General features: G+C 58.9%; 13 protein-coding genes and 1 pseudogene. 8 read left to right on the top strand and 6 right to left on the bottom strand.

The window, feature by feature from the left end:
* Both AiwAL_RS17995 and AiwAL_RS18000 read left to right on the top strand, forming a co-directional pair.
* A partial coding sequence (locus AiwAL_RS17995) for a DEAD/DEAH box helicase (protein ID WP_262313231.1) occupies positions 1 to 1,773 on the top strand: 1,773 nt, incomplete at its 5' end.
* 139 nt (positions 1,774 to 1,912) lie between these two features.
* Complete coding sequence (locus AiwAL_RS18000; RefSeq protein ID WP_262313232.1) at positions 1,913 to 2,638, top strand: GntR family transcriptional regulator; 726 nt, start codon at positions 1,913 to 1,915, stop codon at positions 2,636 to 2,638.
* Between the two features lie 3 nt (positions 2,639 to 2,641).
* Here the strand turns inward: AiwAL_RS18000 and AiwAL_RS18005 are convergent, their stop codons facing one another.
* The 5 genes from AiwAL_RS18005 to AiwAL_RS18025 are packed head-to-tail and all read right to left on the bottom strand — an operon-like array spanning position 2,642 to position 8,526.
* Positions 2,642 to 3,964: an MFS transporter gene (locus AiwAL_RS18005; RefSeq protein WP_262313233.1), complete on the bottom strand. Its 1,323-nt coding sequence runs from the start codon at positions 3,962 to 3,964 to the stop codon at positions 2,642 to 2,644.
* Between the two features lie 60 nt (positions 3,965 to 4,024).
* Positions 4,025 to 4,759 carry an N-acyl homoserine lactonase family protein gene (locus AiwAL_RS18010; RefSeq protein ID WP_262313234.1) on the bottom strand — a complete coding sequence of 245 codons (735 nt, stop codon included), beginning with the start codon at positions 4,757 to 4,759 and terminating at the stop codon, positions 4,025 to 4,027.
* Position 4,760: 1 nt separating this feature from the next.
* On the bottom strand, positions 4,761 to 5,222 hold the full coding sequence (locus AiwAL_RS18015; RefSeq protein ID WP_262313235.1) for a carboxymuconolactone decarboxylase family protein: 462 nt from the start codon (positions 5,220 to 5,222) through the stop codon (positions 4,761 to 4,763).
* On the bottom strand, positions 5,219 to 6,844 hold the full coding sequence (locus AiwAL_RS18020; RefSeq protein WP_262313236.1) for a GMC family oxidoreductase: 1,626 nt from the start codon (positions 6,842 to 6,844) through the stop codon (positions 5,219 to 5,221). The genes AiwAL_RS18015 and AiwAL_RS18020 overlap by 4 nt, the downstream gene beginning before the upstream one ends.
* Complete coding sequence (locus AiwAL_RS18025; protein WP_262313237.1) at positions 6,841 to 8,526, bottom strand: thiamine pyrophosphate-binding protein; 1,686 nt, start codon at positions 8,524 to 8,526, stop codon at positions 6,841 to 6,843. Before AiwAL_RS18025 ends, AiwAL_RS18020 begins: the two co-directional genes overlap by 4 nt.
* Before the next feature lie 201 nt (positions 8,527 to 8,727).
* Between AiwAL_RS18025 and AiwAL_RS18030 the strand changes: the two are divergent.
* Together AiwAL_RS18030 and AiwAL_RS18035 are read left to right on the top strand one after the other, a co-directional pair.
* A pseudogene (locus AiwAL_RS18030) lies at positions 8,728 to 8,961 on the top strand (transposase family protein); the annotation flags it as partial.
* Positions 8,897 to 9,184 (top strand): hypothetical protein, encoded by a 288-nt coding sequence (locus AiwAL_RS18035; RefSeq protein WP_262313243.1) that lies wholly within the window; start codon positions 8,897 to 8,899, stop codon positions 9,182 to 9,184. The pseudogene AiwAL_RS18030 and the gene AiwAL_RS18035, both read left to right, overlap by 65 nt.
* 376 nt (positions 9,185 to 9,560) lie before the next feature.
* Here the strand turns inward: AiwAL_RS18035 and AiwAL_RS18040 are convergent, their stop codons facing one another.
* Positions 9,561 to 10,634: a PDR/VanB family oxidoreductase gene (locus tag AiwAL_RS18040; RefSeq protein WP_262313238.1), complete on the bottom strand. Its 1,074-nt coding sequence runs from the start codon at positions 10,632 to 10,634 to the stop codon at positions 9,561 to 9,563.
* A gap of 97 nt (positions 10,635 to 10,731) precedes the next feature.
* Here AiwAL_RS18040 and AiwAL_RS18045 point away from each other — a divergent pair, with 97 nt between their 5' ends.
* The 4 genes from AiwAL_RS18045 (at position 10,732) to AiwAL_RS18060 (ending at position 15,295) form a co-directional block, all read left to right on the top strand.
* Positions 10,732 to 11,817, top strand: a complete 1,086-nt coding sequence (locus tag AiwAL_RS18045; RefSeq protein WP_262313239.1) for a Rieske 2Fe-2S domain-containing protein — start codon at positions 10,732 to 10,734, stop codon at positions 11,815 to 11,817.
* Between the two features lie 111 nt (positions 11,818 to 11,928).
* The gene (locus AiwAL_RS18050; RefSeq protein WP_262313240.1) at positions 11,929 to 13,350 is read left to right on the top strand and encodes a TIGR00366 family protein; all 1,422 of its coding nucleotides are present in this window, start codon (positions 11,929 to 11,931) and stop codon (positions 13,348 to 13,350) included.
* 29 nt (positions 13,351 to 13,379) lie between these two features.
* The gene (locus AiwAL_RS18055) at positions 13,380 to 14,549 is read left to right on the top strand and encodes a CaiB/BaiF CoA-transferase family protein (protein WP_262313241.1); all 1,170 of its coding nucleotides are present in this window, start codon (positions 13,380 to 13,382) and stop codon (positions 14,547 to 14,549) included.
* Positions 14,546 to 15,295 carry an enoyl-CoA hydratase/isomerase family protein gene (locus AiwAL_RS18060; protein ID WP_262313242.1) on the top strand — a complete coding sequence of 250 codons (750 nt, stop codon included), beginning with the start codon at positions 14,546 to 14,548 and terminating at the stop codon, positions 15,293 to 15,295. The genes AiwAL_RS18055 and AiwAL_RS18060 overlap by 4 nt, the downstream gene beginning before the upstream one ends.
* Positions 15,296 to 15,517 lie beyond the last annotated feature (222 nt).

Consider the following 15,517-nt stretch of genomic DNA (forward strand, 5'->3'; position numbering starts at 1 on the left):
GCGCAGCGGATCAAGAATTGGCAGACCAAGACCGCGCAGGCGGTAAAGGAGCTGCGGAGCCCCTACGCGTTCGTGCTGACCGGCACACCGCTCGAAAACCGCATCGATGAGGTCTATTCCATCGTCCAGTACCTGGATCCGCGGCTCCTGGGGCCGTTGTTCCGCTTCAATCGCGATTTCTATGTCCTTGATGAGCGCGGCCGGCCGATTGATTACAAAAATCTCGCAGAACTGCGCGCGCGCCTGGAACCGGTGATGCTGCGGCGGCGCAAGGACGATGTGGAGGACCAGCTTCCCGGCCGCACCGTCGATACCTTCTACGTCGCGATGACCGAGGAGCAGCGGTTGCGGTATGCGGATTACGAAACCCCGGCCTCTCGGCTGATCGCCCTGGCGCAGCGCCGCCCGCTCAGGAAGGAGGAATTCGACCGCCTGCAGCAATTGCTCGCCTGCATGCGGATGATCTGCGACACGCCTTATATCCTCGACCCGACCTGCCGGGTGTCGCCCAAACTCGACGAACTCGAAAATGTCCTGGCTGAACTTCTTGCGGAGCCGGACCGCAAGATCATCGTCTTCTCGGAATGGGAGCGGATGCTGGGACTGGTGCGCGAACTGGCCAGTGAACTCGGCGTCGAGTTCGCGTGGCACACCGGTTCGGTGCCACAGGACAAACGGCGGATCGAGATTCGTCGGTTCAAAAGCGATCCTGCCTGCCGGTTGTTCCTGTCGACGGATTCCGGCAGTGTCGGCCTCAACCTTCAGGTGGCGAGCGCGGTCGTCAACATGGACCTGCCGTGGAACCCGGCAAAGTTGGAGCAGCGCATTGCCCGGGCTTGGCGCAAGTACCAGACCAGAGCCGTAACCGTCATCAACCTGGTCTGCGAGGATTCGATCGAGCATCGCATCCAACATATCCTGGTCCAAAAGCAGGGTCTGGCGGACGGCGTGCTGGACGGGCGCGGCGATATCGAGGCGCTGAAAATGCCCTCGGGGCGGGCCGCCATGGTCGAGCGGCTGGCCGCACTCCTGCACAAGCCGGAGCCCGTCTTGCCATCGCCGCCCCTGGATTCTGGTCGCCGTTTTGCGACCGAAATTGTTGGTCGCCTGAGCGATGCGGTTCTTTTGATCGAGCGATACCGTCGCGACGAAGGCGGAGAAACGATGGTCGTGGTCATGGAGGGTGCGCCGGCCGAATTGAACGAGGAGCGTCAGCGTCTGGCCGAAGCGGCGGCCCAGATCGGCATCGCCTCCATCGAAATCGTTGGGCGCTCCGCGTGGGACGCTGTCCGTCGGCTGCAATCTGTCGGCATTGTTCGCTTGATCGAGGCCGGAGATGTGCTGCATCGATCTCCTGTCTTGGATGAGGCGACGATGCCGGAAGATCAGGCCGGGCGGACGCGCAACCGGCAGGTCGCAATGAGCTGGCTTGATCAGGCCGAGCGCAAGTTGCGCATGGCGACGCTGCTCGCCGATGGCGGCTTTGCCGAGGAGTCGCTGCCATCGCTCGGCCAAGTGGCATCCTTGGCGATTCGGGGCCTTGCCGTCGTCGTCGATCCCCATCTCGAACCCACACTCGCGGAAACGATCCCGGAAGCCGAGTTGACCGAGTTGACGGCCGTGCGGGCGCATTTGCCACCGGGGTGCATCGCCGATCTGGCATTGATTGGCGGCATCGGGAACGGCGCGATAGACATCGATGCGAGCAGGGCCGCGGCTCAGGGCTTGCTCGCTACTGCCCGCGCCGCAGCCGAGCGGAACTGGGCAGCTTGACCCTTGAACACCGTGTTTCCATATAGGCATCGGTATGGCGACCGGCACAACGCCGACGACGTGGCGTTAGAAATCATCAGATCAAAACAATCTCACATCGGCAGCGGGTACACCTCGGCCCTTAGGAGCAATTAGCATAATGCTGGCGTCATTCTTGCCAAACACACTAAACCCGACACTGGCAATCCAAATTGCCGATCAGATTGGTGCAGCCATAATGGAAGAACAATTTGCTCCCGGCGAACGAATTCGTGAAGTTAATCTTGCCAGTATGTTCAACGTGAGCCGCGCAACTGTAAGAGACGCCTTGCGTATATTGGAGAGTCGAGGTTTAGTCAACATCACACCGCAACGCGGTGCGCGCGTTACATTGCTTTCCATGCAAGAGCTTCATAACCTCTTTGAGATCCGGGCCGTACTGCTTGCGCTGGCTTCTCGACGGGCTGCAGGTAATTATCAGCCGGCAGATGGTCCGCGCCTAAAGGGCGCGCTCGCGCAACTTAAGCGATCGATTAGTAATCCGACCGCCTACGCTCGCGCCAGCGCGGCCATGGTGTCCGAGGTGGCGCGCTTGTCAGGAAGCGAGCAGCTTACCGAAATGATTGCCAGTTTCGCGCAACGCATTGGCCGTTATGCGCGGCTTGGGCTCGTAACTCAGAAACGTCGCAATCGGTCATTTACCAACTGGACTGCTCTCGTCGCGGCCATCCTGGCGCGCAATGAAGATCTTGCCGAAGCCACGCATCGCCGTTTGGCGCTCGAAAACCGCGAGGCCGCAATGATGGAGATCGAAGCGCGTGCATGCGCTCAGGCTGATGACGGCGTCAGGAAAGCCCGTGCACGCAAAGCGCGTGTGGTAAACTGAGCTTTATTCGAGTGCCAATCCCTTGGTTTCACGCCCGAAGACTATCATTGCGCCAGCAGCGATTATCGCATCGAGACAGAAAATCACCATGGCGAACTGCAGGCCGCCGAACTTCATCATTAGAGGAAACAGCAAGATGCCGATAATGGCACCCAACCGCCCGAGCCCAGCCGCTATCCCCGTGCCGAAGGAACGAATGTCGGTCGGAAACACTTCAGGTGCGACGACGCCAACGAGCCCGGCTGGGCCGATCCACACGACGAACTGGAACAGGCTAAAAAGGATTAGCAATATCGTGAAGATTCGTGAATGACTCGCGATAGCCAGGCCCAGATCGATCGCCGCAAGCAGGCTGAATCCCATCGTCGCCAGAAACTTACGCCCCACTCGTTCGACCGAAAGGAACATGATGATTGATCCTGATATGGCGAACAAAGAAACGATCGCGCCGCCCAGTAAGGATCGTTCAGCGGTGAATCCAAGCGTTTTCAGGATGAAGGGCGTGAAGTATCCGACACCATAAGTGTTGAAGGTCACGCAGAACCACATGAAGAAGATATATAGAGTCCCGAAAGTCTGTTCTTTTGACCGAAATAGAGAACCAAGATTTACGGACTTCTTGGATCGAGCGGCCGTATTGAGGTTTTTCGCGCCTCCTGGTACCGCGGTCTCCATCGCATCCCGTGCTTCGTCCAACCTTCCCTGACGCACCAGCCAGCGGGGCGACTCAGGGATACTACTCCGACCATATAGCACGATAATGGACGGAATTACCGAAATGCCAAACAATACGCGCCACGTTTCCTGATGCAGGATAGGATTCAATATAAAGCTTAGAAAATAAGCTGATGCACTGGCAACTGTCCACATGACCCATGTGCTCGCATTAAGTTTGCCACGTGACTTCCGCGGTGCAAATTCAGCAATGATCGTAAAACTAAGTGCTTGGTCCGCGCCTATCGCAAACCCTAGGCCAATCCGCGCAATGACTAACATTGTAAAAGACATCGAGAACGCACTGAGGAGAGCAAATATCGCATACAGCGTGATGTCGGTCAAAAACATAAACTTTCGTCCAAATCGATCGGCTAAATAGCCGACACTGACGGCACCTGCGATCGTGCCGACGTATGTAGATGTAGCAATGAGACCAATCTGCGTTGGCCGCAGATGGAAATATGGTATCAAGAAAATAAGCGCTGACGCAATATTCGTGAAGTCGTAACCTTCAAGAAAGACACCCATCCCCGAAAGAAATGTGATCTTCCGATGGAATGCGTTCATCGGGGAAGCATCCATTGAGTCGAATGATGTGTCGTGTTTCATTTTTTCCTCCGACTGTATTCGACCAAAAGTGGTCTTTATTTTATCTAACGGACGATGGCATCAGTAGTCGAGCTTCAGATGCGCAACGACATCATGGCCAGGATAGATTACAGCCGGACGTAAATCCACTACGCGCTCAATAGCTGCAATTGCTTCGAACCAATCCACCAGAATCCCAGAAGGAATTCGCTCACGATAATTGCGTAATAGTGGTATCGTGTCTCCGGCAATGAGGGCTCTACCTTCGCCCGTCTCGATGCACAACATCTGCGAGCCCGGCGTATGCCCCCCAACCCGCATCGCCAGCAGACCTCTAACAATCTCGACATCTCCATCGATAGGCAGGATACGGCCGTGATCGATCAGCAAATCCAGATAATCGCAATGGCTGAAGAAGCGATCGACCGATGGGTGCCTGCGCCATGCGCTACGAAAAAACTCGATCTCGCTCTTTTGCGCGAAGAAGGTTGCATTGGGAAGTTGCGCCGCATTGGCAGCGTGGTCCCAGTGGAGATGGGTCAGCAAAACGGTGTCGATCTTTGCTGCGTCGAGGCCGATGCCAGCCAGCGCGGCGGCCACATCTGTAATCCGGGTCAACCCACGCCTCTTGCCCTCCTCGCAGGGAGGGCCGGTATCGATCAGAATAGTCCGGGTGGCGCTGCGCAGTACCCAAACGCGATAGGCAATTTCGACCGACACGCCCGGTTCGGTCAGGTACAGAAACAGGGAAGTGTCTGCTGTGCGCCGCCCGAGTTCCACAGGCTCAATCGTGAAAGGGGAGCCAACCGTGCCCATGTCAAGTGGCCTTTGTCCGGCGTCGCGATTTACCGGCCACGGTGGCGAGCTGACTGCCCTGCACGGTTGGTTGATTTTTTAATTCTTCGGCAAGGATGGGGATGCCGACGTTGCACGCGTGAATACCCAATACTGTCGTCAGCTGGATTACTTCTAGGATTTCGTCGCGGCTCGCGCCCTGCTGCAGGGCGTTCCGAATGTGCCGCCGTACACCGGGGGTATACATATGGGTGGTCGCTACATTGATCGCGATCAAGATCAATTCTTTATACTTCGGAGGTAGGGGGCCGTTGCGATGCGGTACATTACGAAAAGCCAGATAGCGTTCCATAAACTCTGGATCCCAGTCGCACAGCGTATCCCACAGCGGATTCCAGTCACCGCTGGCGCGTTGCGCATCGATCCACGAAGTGTCGGCCACTGAGCTTGCCATTTTGGCAATTGTCTTCTTGGAATTGGTCAAAGTGCATCCTCCAGAACAAAATCAGCACCCCGTTCGCCCACCATGATGGCGGGGGCGTTGGTGTTGGACGAAGCGAGGGTCGGCATCACCGAGGTGTCCACCACGCGTAAACCATGCACCCCATGTACCCGCAGACGATCGTCTACGACACCCTGATCGGGCGGTCCGATGCGGCAGGTGCCTACGGTGTGCCAGGCGGTCTGCCCGGTGTCGCGTGCATATTCGCGCAACACAGCGTCCTCGACTACGTCCGGCCCTGGCCGATGCTCCGCCACGATCAGGCGCCGCATGGCCGGACGTGCAGCGATACGTCGAATGGTGCGAAGCAACTGTGCCGCGTGAGTGATGTCATCCGGGTGCGACAGATAGTTCGGCTGAATCTTTGGTGGACGCATCGGGTCGGGAGAGCCAATATGCACGGAGCCGCGTGACTCCGGATAAAGTTTGAAGCCGCCGATCGAGAAGCCAGAATAAGAGTCGATGCCGGCACCGGGTGATCGCGAATAGCGGTCTTTGCCGCTGATGTGATAGATCCGAATCATCACATCTGGGTGGGCAAGCGCTGGATCGGTCTTCGTAATGGCATGTGCGGTGGACGAGGTGCCGGCCATTAAACCACGCCGGAACAACAGATATTGCAATCCAGCTCGCATGCGCCGGACGACACTTCTCATCATGTCATTGATCGTGATGGGCAGCATCGTCTGATACGTGCAACGCAGTTGGATATGGTCGATCAAATTTTCGCCGACGGTCGGCAGATGTGCGACGACCGGAATGCCATAGCTCTGCAACAGCGCGGCATTGCCTATGCCAGAGAGTTCGAGTAGTTGCGGCGACTTGATTGCGCCAGCCGCCACCAGCACTTCGCGGCGCGCGCGCACCGTAAACCGCTGCCCGTCCTGAAAATACTCCACGCTACTAGCCCGAACGCCGTCGAAGAGGATGCGTGCGACCAATGCGCGTGGTTCGACACGCAGGTTAGGACGTCTGCGGGCTGTGCGTAAATATCCAACCGCGGTACTCCATCGGCGCCCTTTCCAGGCGGTCTGTTCAAGATAGCGAACGCCTTCGTAGCGCGCGGCGTTGTAGTCGGGCGTCTCCGCGATGCCTTCTTGTAGGCAGGCACTTACAAAGCCATCGGACAGCGCATCGGTTTCGCGCCACTTACGGTCGGTAATGCGGATCGGGCCACGATGTCCGCGCCGCGGATCGTTGTTGTATGGATAGCATTCGAGACGCTTGAAATAGGGGTGCAAGTCCTCAAAGCTCCAGCCGGTGCATCCCAGTTGTTGCCATCGGTCGTATTCGGCCGGATCGCCCCATACATAGGCCATACCGTTAAGTGCGCTTGAGCCTCCGAGCACTTTGCCACGCGGCGAGTAGATCCGCTGACCGTGCATTGCGTTCTGCGGTTCCGTCTCGAATTTCCATGCATATCGCTCGTTCGTCAGTAATTTCCCGACACCCAGAGGTATGTGTATCCAGAGGTTGTTGTCGTTGCCTCCAGCCTCCAGCAACAGAACGCGGTAGCGCCCGCTTTCGCTCAAGCGCGCTGCGAGTGCGCAGCCGGCCGAACCGGCGCCGACGATTACGTAGTCGAACTCGGCCGCGCCGCTCATTTCTTTGGGTCGCGGTGTTTGAAGGAGTCGCGTCGGAAGCTGTATAGTGCGTTCGGATCGATCTGTACGTCGATAATGGCCGGTTTGCCGCAGACCAACGCCGCTTGCAACGCAGGTTCTAGCTGTGCGGCTTCGTCTACTTGGAAGCCTGCTGCACCAAACAATTCGGCGACCTTGTCGTATGGTGGATTCGACACGTCTGCACCAATATAGCGGCCACCAAAGAAGTCGCGTTGATACGCCTTTTCTGCGCCCCAGCAACCATTATTCATCACGACGCAAATACTATTAATACCGTGCATGACGGCGGTGCCAATCTCGCTCATGGTCATCCCGAACCCCCCGTCACCCATTAAGCTGACTACGGTACGGGTCGGGCAAGCGAGCTTCACGCCCAGTCCGCAGGCGTAGGAAAATCCCACTAGGCCGAAGTCGAGCGGCGTGAACAGCGAGGGTGGTTGCGCATATCGCATCTGATCGGTCGCCTGCAAACACAGAGTACCCGCGTCCATCGTGAACATCGAATCTTCTGGAGAGATGTCCCGCAGGATCTTGAACAGCGTCGCCGGCTGCAACGGTGTCGTGACCCTGGCGCCGTCCTCGTCACGGGTTTTTAACAACGCGGCGCGCTTGCGCTGAAAATCTTCCCTCCATCGCATAGCATGAGTGGCGGTATGCCCGGCAAGTTCTCGACATAGTTGTGCGGTTACGGTTCCCGCATCACCAAAGAGGCCTAGGGCTATCGGCATGAATCGGCCGAGTGCGAGAGGGTCGGTCTCGACCTGGATAATGGTGGCGTGTGGATTCAGGTTGTGATGGGAATAGAAGGTCGTATTGAAGCCGATGCGGGTTCCTATCGCAAGTATCACATCGGCTCGTCGCGCTAGATCAGTCGCCACGAGGTTGCCCCGTGGCCCCATTTGCCCGGCATATAGCGGGTGTCCACACGGTATCGCATCGCCATGTCCAGGCGACATGACAACAGGGGCGTGCAGTAACTCCGCAAGCTGTAGTACAACTTTATGGCATCGGCCGTTCTTGACACCGCCACCGGCGAGAATTAGCGGCCGCGCAGATCCGGCCAGAAACAGGGCTGCGCGCGCAATGCTGTCCACATCAGCGGCGGGCGCTAACTCTCCCCTCCACCCGCTAGGTCCGTCGTCGAAGTCGACGACTTCGGCCAGGATATCGCGGGGTAAGTTGAGTGCCACCGGGCCGCGGCGCGGCGCCAGCGCGGTACGAAACGCCTCATGAACCATTTCTGGGAGTCGCCGGGCCTGTGTGGCGGTCCAGGTTTTCTTGGTCACCGGTCTTAACAGTGCCTGTTGATCGACTTCCTGGAAAGCATCGCGATATACATGCCCACTGGAAAGCGAACCGGCAAGCGCAATAACCGGGGAATAGGCGGCGGCGGCCTGCGCCAGACCGGTGACCAGATTGGTGGCGCCTGGGCCATTCTGACCGGCAATGATCACCCCTGCGCGGTTTGCCGCGCGCGCATAGCCATCGGCCATGTGGGTACCGGTGCGCTCGTCCCGTACGCCGATAAAACGAATCTCTGGAGTTCCATGCAACGCATCAAAAATCTCCATTCCAGCTGAGCCGATCAAGCCAAACACATGGTTGACATCCTCCTTGAGCAAGGTATCGACGATCGCTTTTCCACCGGGCATGCTGCTCATTTTGGCGTTTCCTTGACGTGGGATAAGGCTTTTTTCCGGCAACGTATTCAGGAATCTGGATCTGAATGATAATGTCGAAATGTCGACATAATGTCAATCGCATTCCTGCTTGCTTCAGGGCGCCGAACTCATGTGACAGCGGGTGACATCTGGGTTGCGAGTTGATTCGGTCCGGCTCCCGCCGATTCGGAGCCACTCGTCATGTCGCCCCATCCCGCCCCGCTGTCCGACAAATCCCGCCTGGCTGTTTTGCTGGAGCACTTCGTGACGATCGACGACCCGCGCGATGTCCGCCGGATCAGTCATCCGCTGGCCGAGATCCTGCTGCTGGTGGTCTGCGGCACCATCGCCGACTGCCTGGAAGCCGATCCTGTTTCAGGATCACGATCCTCAGGCCGTCGAGGCCGAGCGCGGCTCCCCGGTCGCCCCCGCCACGATCTCACCCGCCGCCAAGCGCAAGCGGGGGCGACGCCGCAACGACGAAAACCTGCCGCTCTCAAGCTTCGCTGATCTGATGGCGCATCTCGCGACACAAACCCTCAACACCGCTGCCCTGCCCAAGGCACCCAACGCCACCTTTACCACGATCGCCAAGCCAACCACACTGCAGGATGCCGCGTTCAAACTCCTCGGGATCGAACCCATGCGTGTCCAGTAGACGTCAAAAGCAGATTACAAATTCCGCCGATAAATTAAGGGCATTTGTATTCCACCTAGTTAAAACTTCGATTTTACTCAGCGGACGGCAATTAGCACGTCATATGGATCAAAAAATATGAGTATATAGCCGAAAGTCGCGAGTCGTTGTCGCCTTACATGCCAACCGCTGAGTAATCGCGTCTCCTTTGTCAAGGAATTTTTTTTATTACCGTTTCGGGGTCGCGGTTCTTTCCGCAGTCGGCGTGTGCCGCCGCAACATCTGGTCCGAAGCACAGGCGCTGCAATGTCCACAGCGGGCTTACGTGATTGGCGCGGCCCAACGTGCTGCGTTTGCGACCGCCTGTACTTTACGATACCGATCAGAGAAACGACCCTCAGATTTCCAGTTCCAAGACCGGTGTTTTGGAGCGGGAGCAGCAAATCAGCACGTAGTTCTGGCGACTTTCTGGATCGAGCACAGTGTCGCGATGATCCGGCTCACCGCCGACGTAACGTGTCATGCATGTGCCGCAGTAGCCATCCTCACAGGAGGTATCGACAGAGATGCTGTTTCTGCGGAGCACGTTCACGATCGTCTCGCCCACGGGCACCTCGTATTCCGCCCCGGTATCGACGATCCGGACCCGGAACGGCACGTCCGTGTCATGCGACTCCACCGGACGGGTAGGTGCGGAAAAATGCTCACAATGCACCGTCTCGGCCGGCCAGTGTGCGCTCGCCTGCGAGATCGCCCCCATCAGGCCGCCGGGCCCGCAATAATAGAGATGCGTACCGGGTTCATGCTCCGCCAGGATTTTCCCGAAATCGAGGCCCTGTGACGGATCGCCGTTGTCGTGGTGGATCACGGCGCGACCCTCGTCACACAGCACGCGCAATTCGTTCCGGAACGCCGTCCTGTCCAGCGACCGAGTGCAGTAATACAATTTGAAATCGGCCCCGTGCGCTTGCGCTTCCCGCAGCATCGGGACAATCGGCGTGATGCCGATGCCGCCGGCGATGAAGACGTAGCGGTTTGCCGGAACGAGCCGGAAATTGTTGCGCGGCGCCGAAACTTCAATCGAAGATCCCACCTCGACATTGTCGTGCAGGTACACGGAACCGCCGCGTCCCGCCTGCTCCTTTAGAACGCCTATGATATAGCTGGATCGTTCCGCGGGATCGCCGCAGAGCGAATACTGGCGGATCAGCCCGTTGCCGAGATGCAGGTCGACATGCGCACCCGCTGCGAATTCCGGCAGGGGGCCCCCGATCGGATCGACCAACTCGTAGGCGTTGATTCCCTCCGCAAGGCTTGTGATCTTCTTGACTTGTAAAAGCATGGTCCCTGCGCCTGTGACGTCGCGTGTCACGGACCATTCGCCGCGAACCCGCTTCGGCGCAACGACAAAATTCTTATCGAGACTCATCACGAAAACTGATGCCGATTGTTGCGATGCAGCATTCGGCATTCAGAATCGTGAAGTATTTCAATCAGCAAATCTGGTTTGACAATCAGCGGCTGGCGCGACGGTAGTATGCGCACAGTTTCAGGGAGAAACCCGACCGATGAACAGCGACGTCCTCGTGAAGAATGCCTGGTATATTGCTGGACTGTCTAATGATTTCCAGAATTTGGTGCTGCACGGTCAAGTCATCGCCGAGCGGCCGATCGTGCTGTGGCGTACCGAGGAAGGCAAGCTGGTCGCCTTCGATGATCGATGCTGCCACAAGCGCATGCCGCTTTCGGAAGGTAAGTTGGTCGATGGTGGGCTGCTGCAATGCGCCTATCACGGACTCTGCTACGATCCCAGTGGCGCCTGCGTCCGTGTCCCCGCCCATCCCGACGGCCATATCCCCCCGCAGGCGAAGCTGCGCGAGGCGCCGGTGCTGGAGCAGGATGGCCTGGTCTGGATCTGGCCGGGCGATCCGGTCCGTGCGGTGGGCACCAAGCCGCCGCGCACGCCTGAGGTCATCAGCGCCGACTGGGACACGGCGGATGTGAAAGGGCCGGTGCCGGTGCCGACCAACTCGCTCCTGCTGATCGAGAACCTGCTGGACATCACCCATTTCTTTCCGCTGCATGACGGCAATATCGGAGATGTCGAGAACAGCAAAATACCAGTGAAGCTCGAAGAGGGCATACAGGACGGCAACGCCTTTGTTGGCACCGTCCGAAAGGTGTCGGGCTACAAGCAGCCACCCTTCCTGGAGGAATATTTCGGCTACGAGGTGGTCGACCGGCACCATACCCATTTTATGCTCAACCCCGGCCTCACCCGCGTGCAGATGCGCGTCTGGCCGAACGGAAAGATGGGCGATGCGGCCAGCGAACGCGGCTATGTTATCCTGCATGCCCATACACCCGTCGACCGGCGTAACCATGTGTGGCGGCTCATCGTAAACCTGCCGAAGGGGTTGATGTGCAAGAGCGATCCCACGAAGCCGGTACTGAAGCAGTTCGTCGAGACGTTTCCGGCCGTTATGGCCGAGGATCACTGGGCGCTCGAGAAGCAACAGAAGATGTTCGACTACCCCGATGCCGGTTATTCGGAGGTCTTCCTTCGCACGGATGCTGCATTGCGGCGAGCTCGCCAACTCCTCGCCAAGATGGAACGCGCCGACGCCACCCAACCGCAGGAGGCCGTTGCCTAGTCTGCAGCCCTTTACTCAACCGTCCTGAGCACGGCGTCAGACGTGATGCCGCGCCGCTCTCGGAAAAGTGAGCGCCAACCAATCAAAAAAACAAAATTGGAGGAACGTCCTATGGAGAAGCCAAGCAATATCGCCGTCGTGAACGATACCGCGGACTCGCTGACATTCGGCGGCACGTTCCTGCAACGCGCGGTCGGCTCCTGTGTCTATGTCTTCGAAGGGATCATGCCGGACCCGTTCGTGCTCGTGATCCTGCTGACGATCATCACCGCCGCAGCGGCCCTGGCCTTCGCGCCACTCGGAACGCCGTCACATATCCTGATAGGATGGTATGCCGGCATCACGAACATCTTCACCTTCGCGTTCCAGATGATTCTGATCCTCGTCACCGGCTATGCGCTGGCGAACGCCGCGCCGATCAAACGCGGACTGCACCGGGTTTGCGCGCTCGCGACCGGTCCGGGCGCGGCGCTTGCGATCGTGTTCTTCGGGGGTTGCATTGCGTCGTTTCTGAACTGGGGCTTTGGCCTCGTCGTTGGCGCGATGCTGGCGAAGGAGGTCGCAAAGCGGGTGCGGGTCGATTTCGCTTGGCTTGTGGCCGCCAGCTATAGCGCTTGGGTACTCTGGACCTTCACTGGCATGTCAAGTTCCATCGCTTTGTCTATCGCATCACCCGGAAGCCCGCTGAACTTCATCGAAAAGGCGACCCACACAGTAATCCCTCTCACGCAGACCGTCTTCTCGCTCTGGATACTGGGGCCCGGCATCCTCGCGATGATTGGGCTACCATTGCTTTACATGGCCATCCGCCCGGTTGATGCCGATGCGAAACCGATCGACCCGAGCCAGATCACCGAGGACGAGAAATTGCCTCCAGTTAAGGGTCGGAAAACGCTCGCGGGTCGCCTTGAGCACTCACCGTTAATCACCTTGGCCTTCGTCGCCGCGGGCATCGCCTACCTGGTGTTGCGATGGAGACAACATGGCGTTGCGCTCGACATTAACACCGTGATTTTCATCTTTCTGATTGCTGGACTGCTATTTCATGGGAGTGCCGGTTCCTATGTCCGCGCCATCTCGTCAGCGGCGACAGTGACCGGACAAATGATGCTCCAGTACCCGTTTTACGGTGGCATCATGGGCATTATGTCGGCGACGGGCCTCGCGAAGGTCATTTCCTCGGTCTTCGTCCACCTCGCTTCCGGCTGGACCCTGCCGTTCTGGAGCTATGTCGGATCGCTGATCATCACCCTGTTTATCCCGAGCGGCGGCGGCCATTGGGCGGTGCAGGGGCCGTTCACCATCCCGGCCGCGATGCGATTGCATGCCTCCATGGCAGCAACCTCCATGGGAGTCGCGAGCGGCGAGCTGGCATCGAGCCTGTTGCAGCCATTCTGGGCCATTCCGCTGGTAGCGATCGCGGGGGTGGGCGTGCGGCGTGTTCTCGGGTTCACGTTCGCGAGCTTCCTCTTGCTCTCGGTGTTCTACGGTGTGGTGTACTTGCTGATCGCCCCTGCCTTCGCGACCTACTGAGTCTTCATCCACAAGCCTGGAGTTTCGGAATGAGTGTTGGGCCACTGAATGGACTTCGCGTCCTCGAATTCGGGCAGATCGCCGCCGGCCCCTTCGCCGGCATGCTACTCGCCGATCTCGGCGCCGACGTCGTGAAGGTCGAGCGTCCGGACGGCGGGGACGGCATGCGGAACTGGCCGCCGCTGATGCCTGGCGAAGACGGCGCGTATAGCGGCAACTTCGCCTCGCTTAACCGGAACAAGCGCAGCATCGCAATCGACCTCAAGGAGCCGGCGGATCTCCGCCGGCTCTTCGCCCTCTGCTCCAAGGCGGACGTAATGCTGGAGAATTTCCGCCCCGGGGTTCTGCCCCGACTTGGCCTCGGCTATGACGATCTCTCGGCCCGCAATCCAGGCCTCGTCTATTGCTCGCTTTCCGGTTATGGTCAGAGCGGCCCCTATGCCAGCCGGGGCGCGTTCGACGTCACGATCCAGGCGGTCAGCGGCCTCATGAGCGTCACCGGTGAGGAGACCAGCGGTCCGACGAAATGCGGCGTGCCGGTGGGCGACTTCACTGCCGGCCTCTACGCCGCATTCAGCATCCTCGCCGCCCTGCGTCGCCGTGCGGAAACCGGTGTAGGCGCCGAGATCGACTGCTCGATGCTCGGCAGTCTCCTCGGCGTTTCCGCCTTGCAGACCAGCGAATATTTCGGGACCGGATGCTCGCCGGCACGGCTTGGATCCGCCCATCCGCGTAACGCACCCTACCAGGCCTATCGCGCCAGCGACCGGTTCTTTGTCGTCGCTGCGGGCAATGAGGCGCTGTGGCGGAAATTCTGCGTCATCGTCAATCTGCCCGAACTTGCCGCCGCCGAACGCTTCACGCCGCAGAGTCGGCGGGCGGCGAACCAGAAGGAACTGGAATCCATCCTAGCCCCGGTTTTCCTAACCCGCACCGCCGACGAATGGCTCGCTGATTTCGGGGCCGAAGGCATTCCCTGCGCGCCGGTCAACGATTTTGCTTCCATCCTCGCCGATCCCCATGTCGCCGCGATGGGCCTGATCCACGAGCTGATGCTGCCGAATGGCGTGCAAACCACCACCGTCGGGTTTCCCATCGGCATTTCCGGCTACAGCTTCGACATCTATCGTCCACCGCCAATGCTGGGGCAGGACACCGAAAGCGTCATCGAGGAATGGCTCGCGCCGGTGATGCTGTGAGCGCTGTCGAGGTTCTGCCGCCCGACGAACGGGGGTTATGCCACGTCATACTTAACCGCCCCGACCGTGCCAATGCGCTGAACGTGGAACTGGTCGAGGCGCTGCTGGCATGCCTTGAAGCCGCAACCGGGGACGGTACAAAGTTGCTCATCCTGCGTGGCGCGGGGGCGAATTTCTGCGGCGGTTTCGATCTTTCCGGATACGAGGCGGAAAGCGATGGCGATTTGGCACTGCGCTTTATCCGGATCGAGCAGGTGCTCCAGCGTCTGTCCTCTGCGCCGTTCCTGTCGGTTGCCTGCATCCATGGTGCCGCATATGGTGCAGGGGCAGACTTGGTTGCCGCTTGCGATTACCGCCTCGGTGCCGAATCGTCGCGCTTCCGCTTTCCTGGCTACCGCTTCGGCGTGGCATTGGGCACCCGCCGCCTCGCGGCGATCATCGGGGCGACAGTGGCGCATGACATCCTGATCAGCGGACGCGTCATGCAGGCGGATGAGGCCCTGACCTGCGGCCTTATTACGCATTGTCTGGATGGTCACGCGGCGGATGCGGAAATCGACCGTATCGAAAAGGGAATGGTCGCGCTGGACACACTTTCCGTCGCCACCCTCGTTGCCAACGCCCGTCGTCCGTCCGACGGCGCGGACTACAACCTTGCCATGCTCGTCCGCAGTGTCGCAAGGCCTGGCCTGCGAGAGCGCCTTCGCCACTATGCGGAAACGTTACCGTCGGCGAAGGCACGCTAGAGCAATATCGCTTGAGGTTGACGCACTTGCGGCAACCGAACGCGATGAAATTGCTCGCAAGACAAAGGTTAGACCGAGCTTCTGATTTGTTTTTCTCGTAAGTCGTTGAAAATACCCGACTGAGACCACGAATCGCCCCGAAAACGCGCCCATGTAATTATAAAGAATAACTTGCTTGTCAGGGGATATTGTGTATATCGTAAGACATGTATATTGAGGCGG

The organism is Acidiphilium sp. AL (assembly GCF_025499445.1).
Lineage (GTDB): Bacteria > Pseudomonadota > Alphaproteobacteria > Acetobacterales > Acetobacteraceae > Acidiphilium > Acidiphilium iwatense.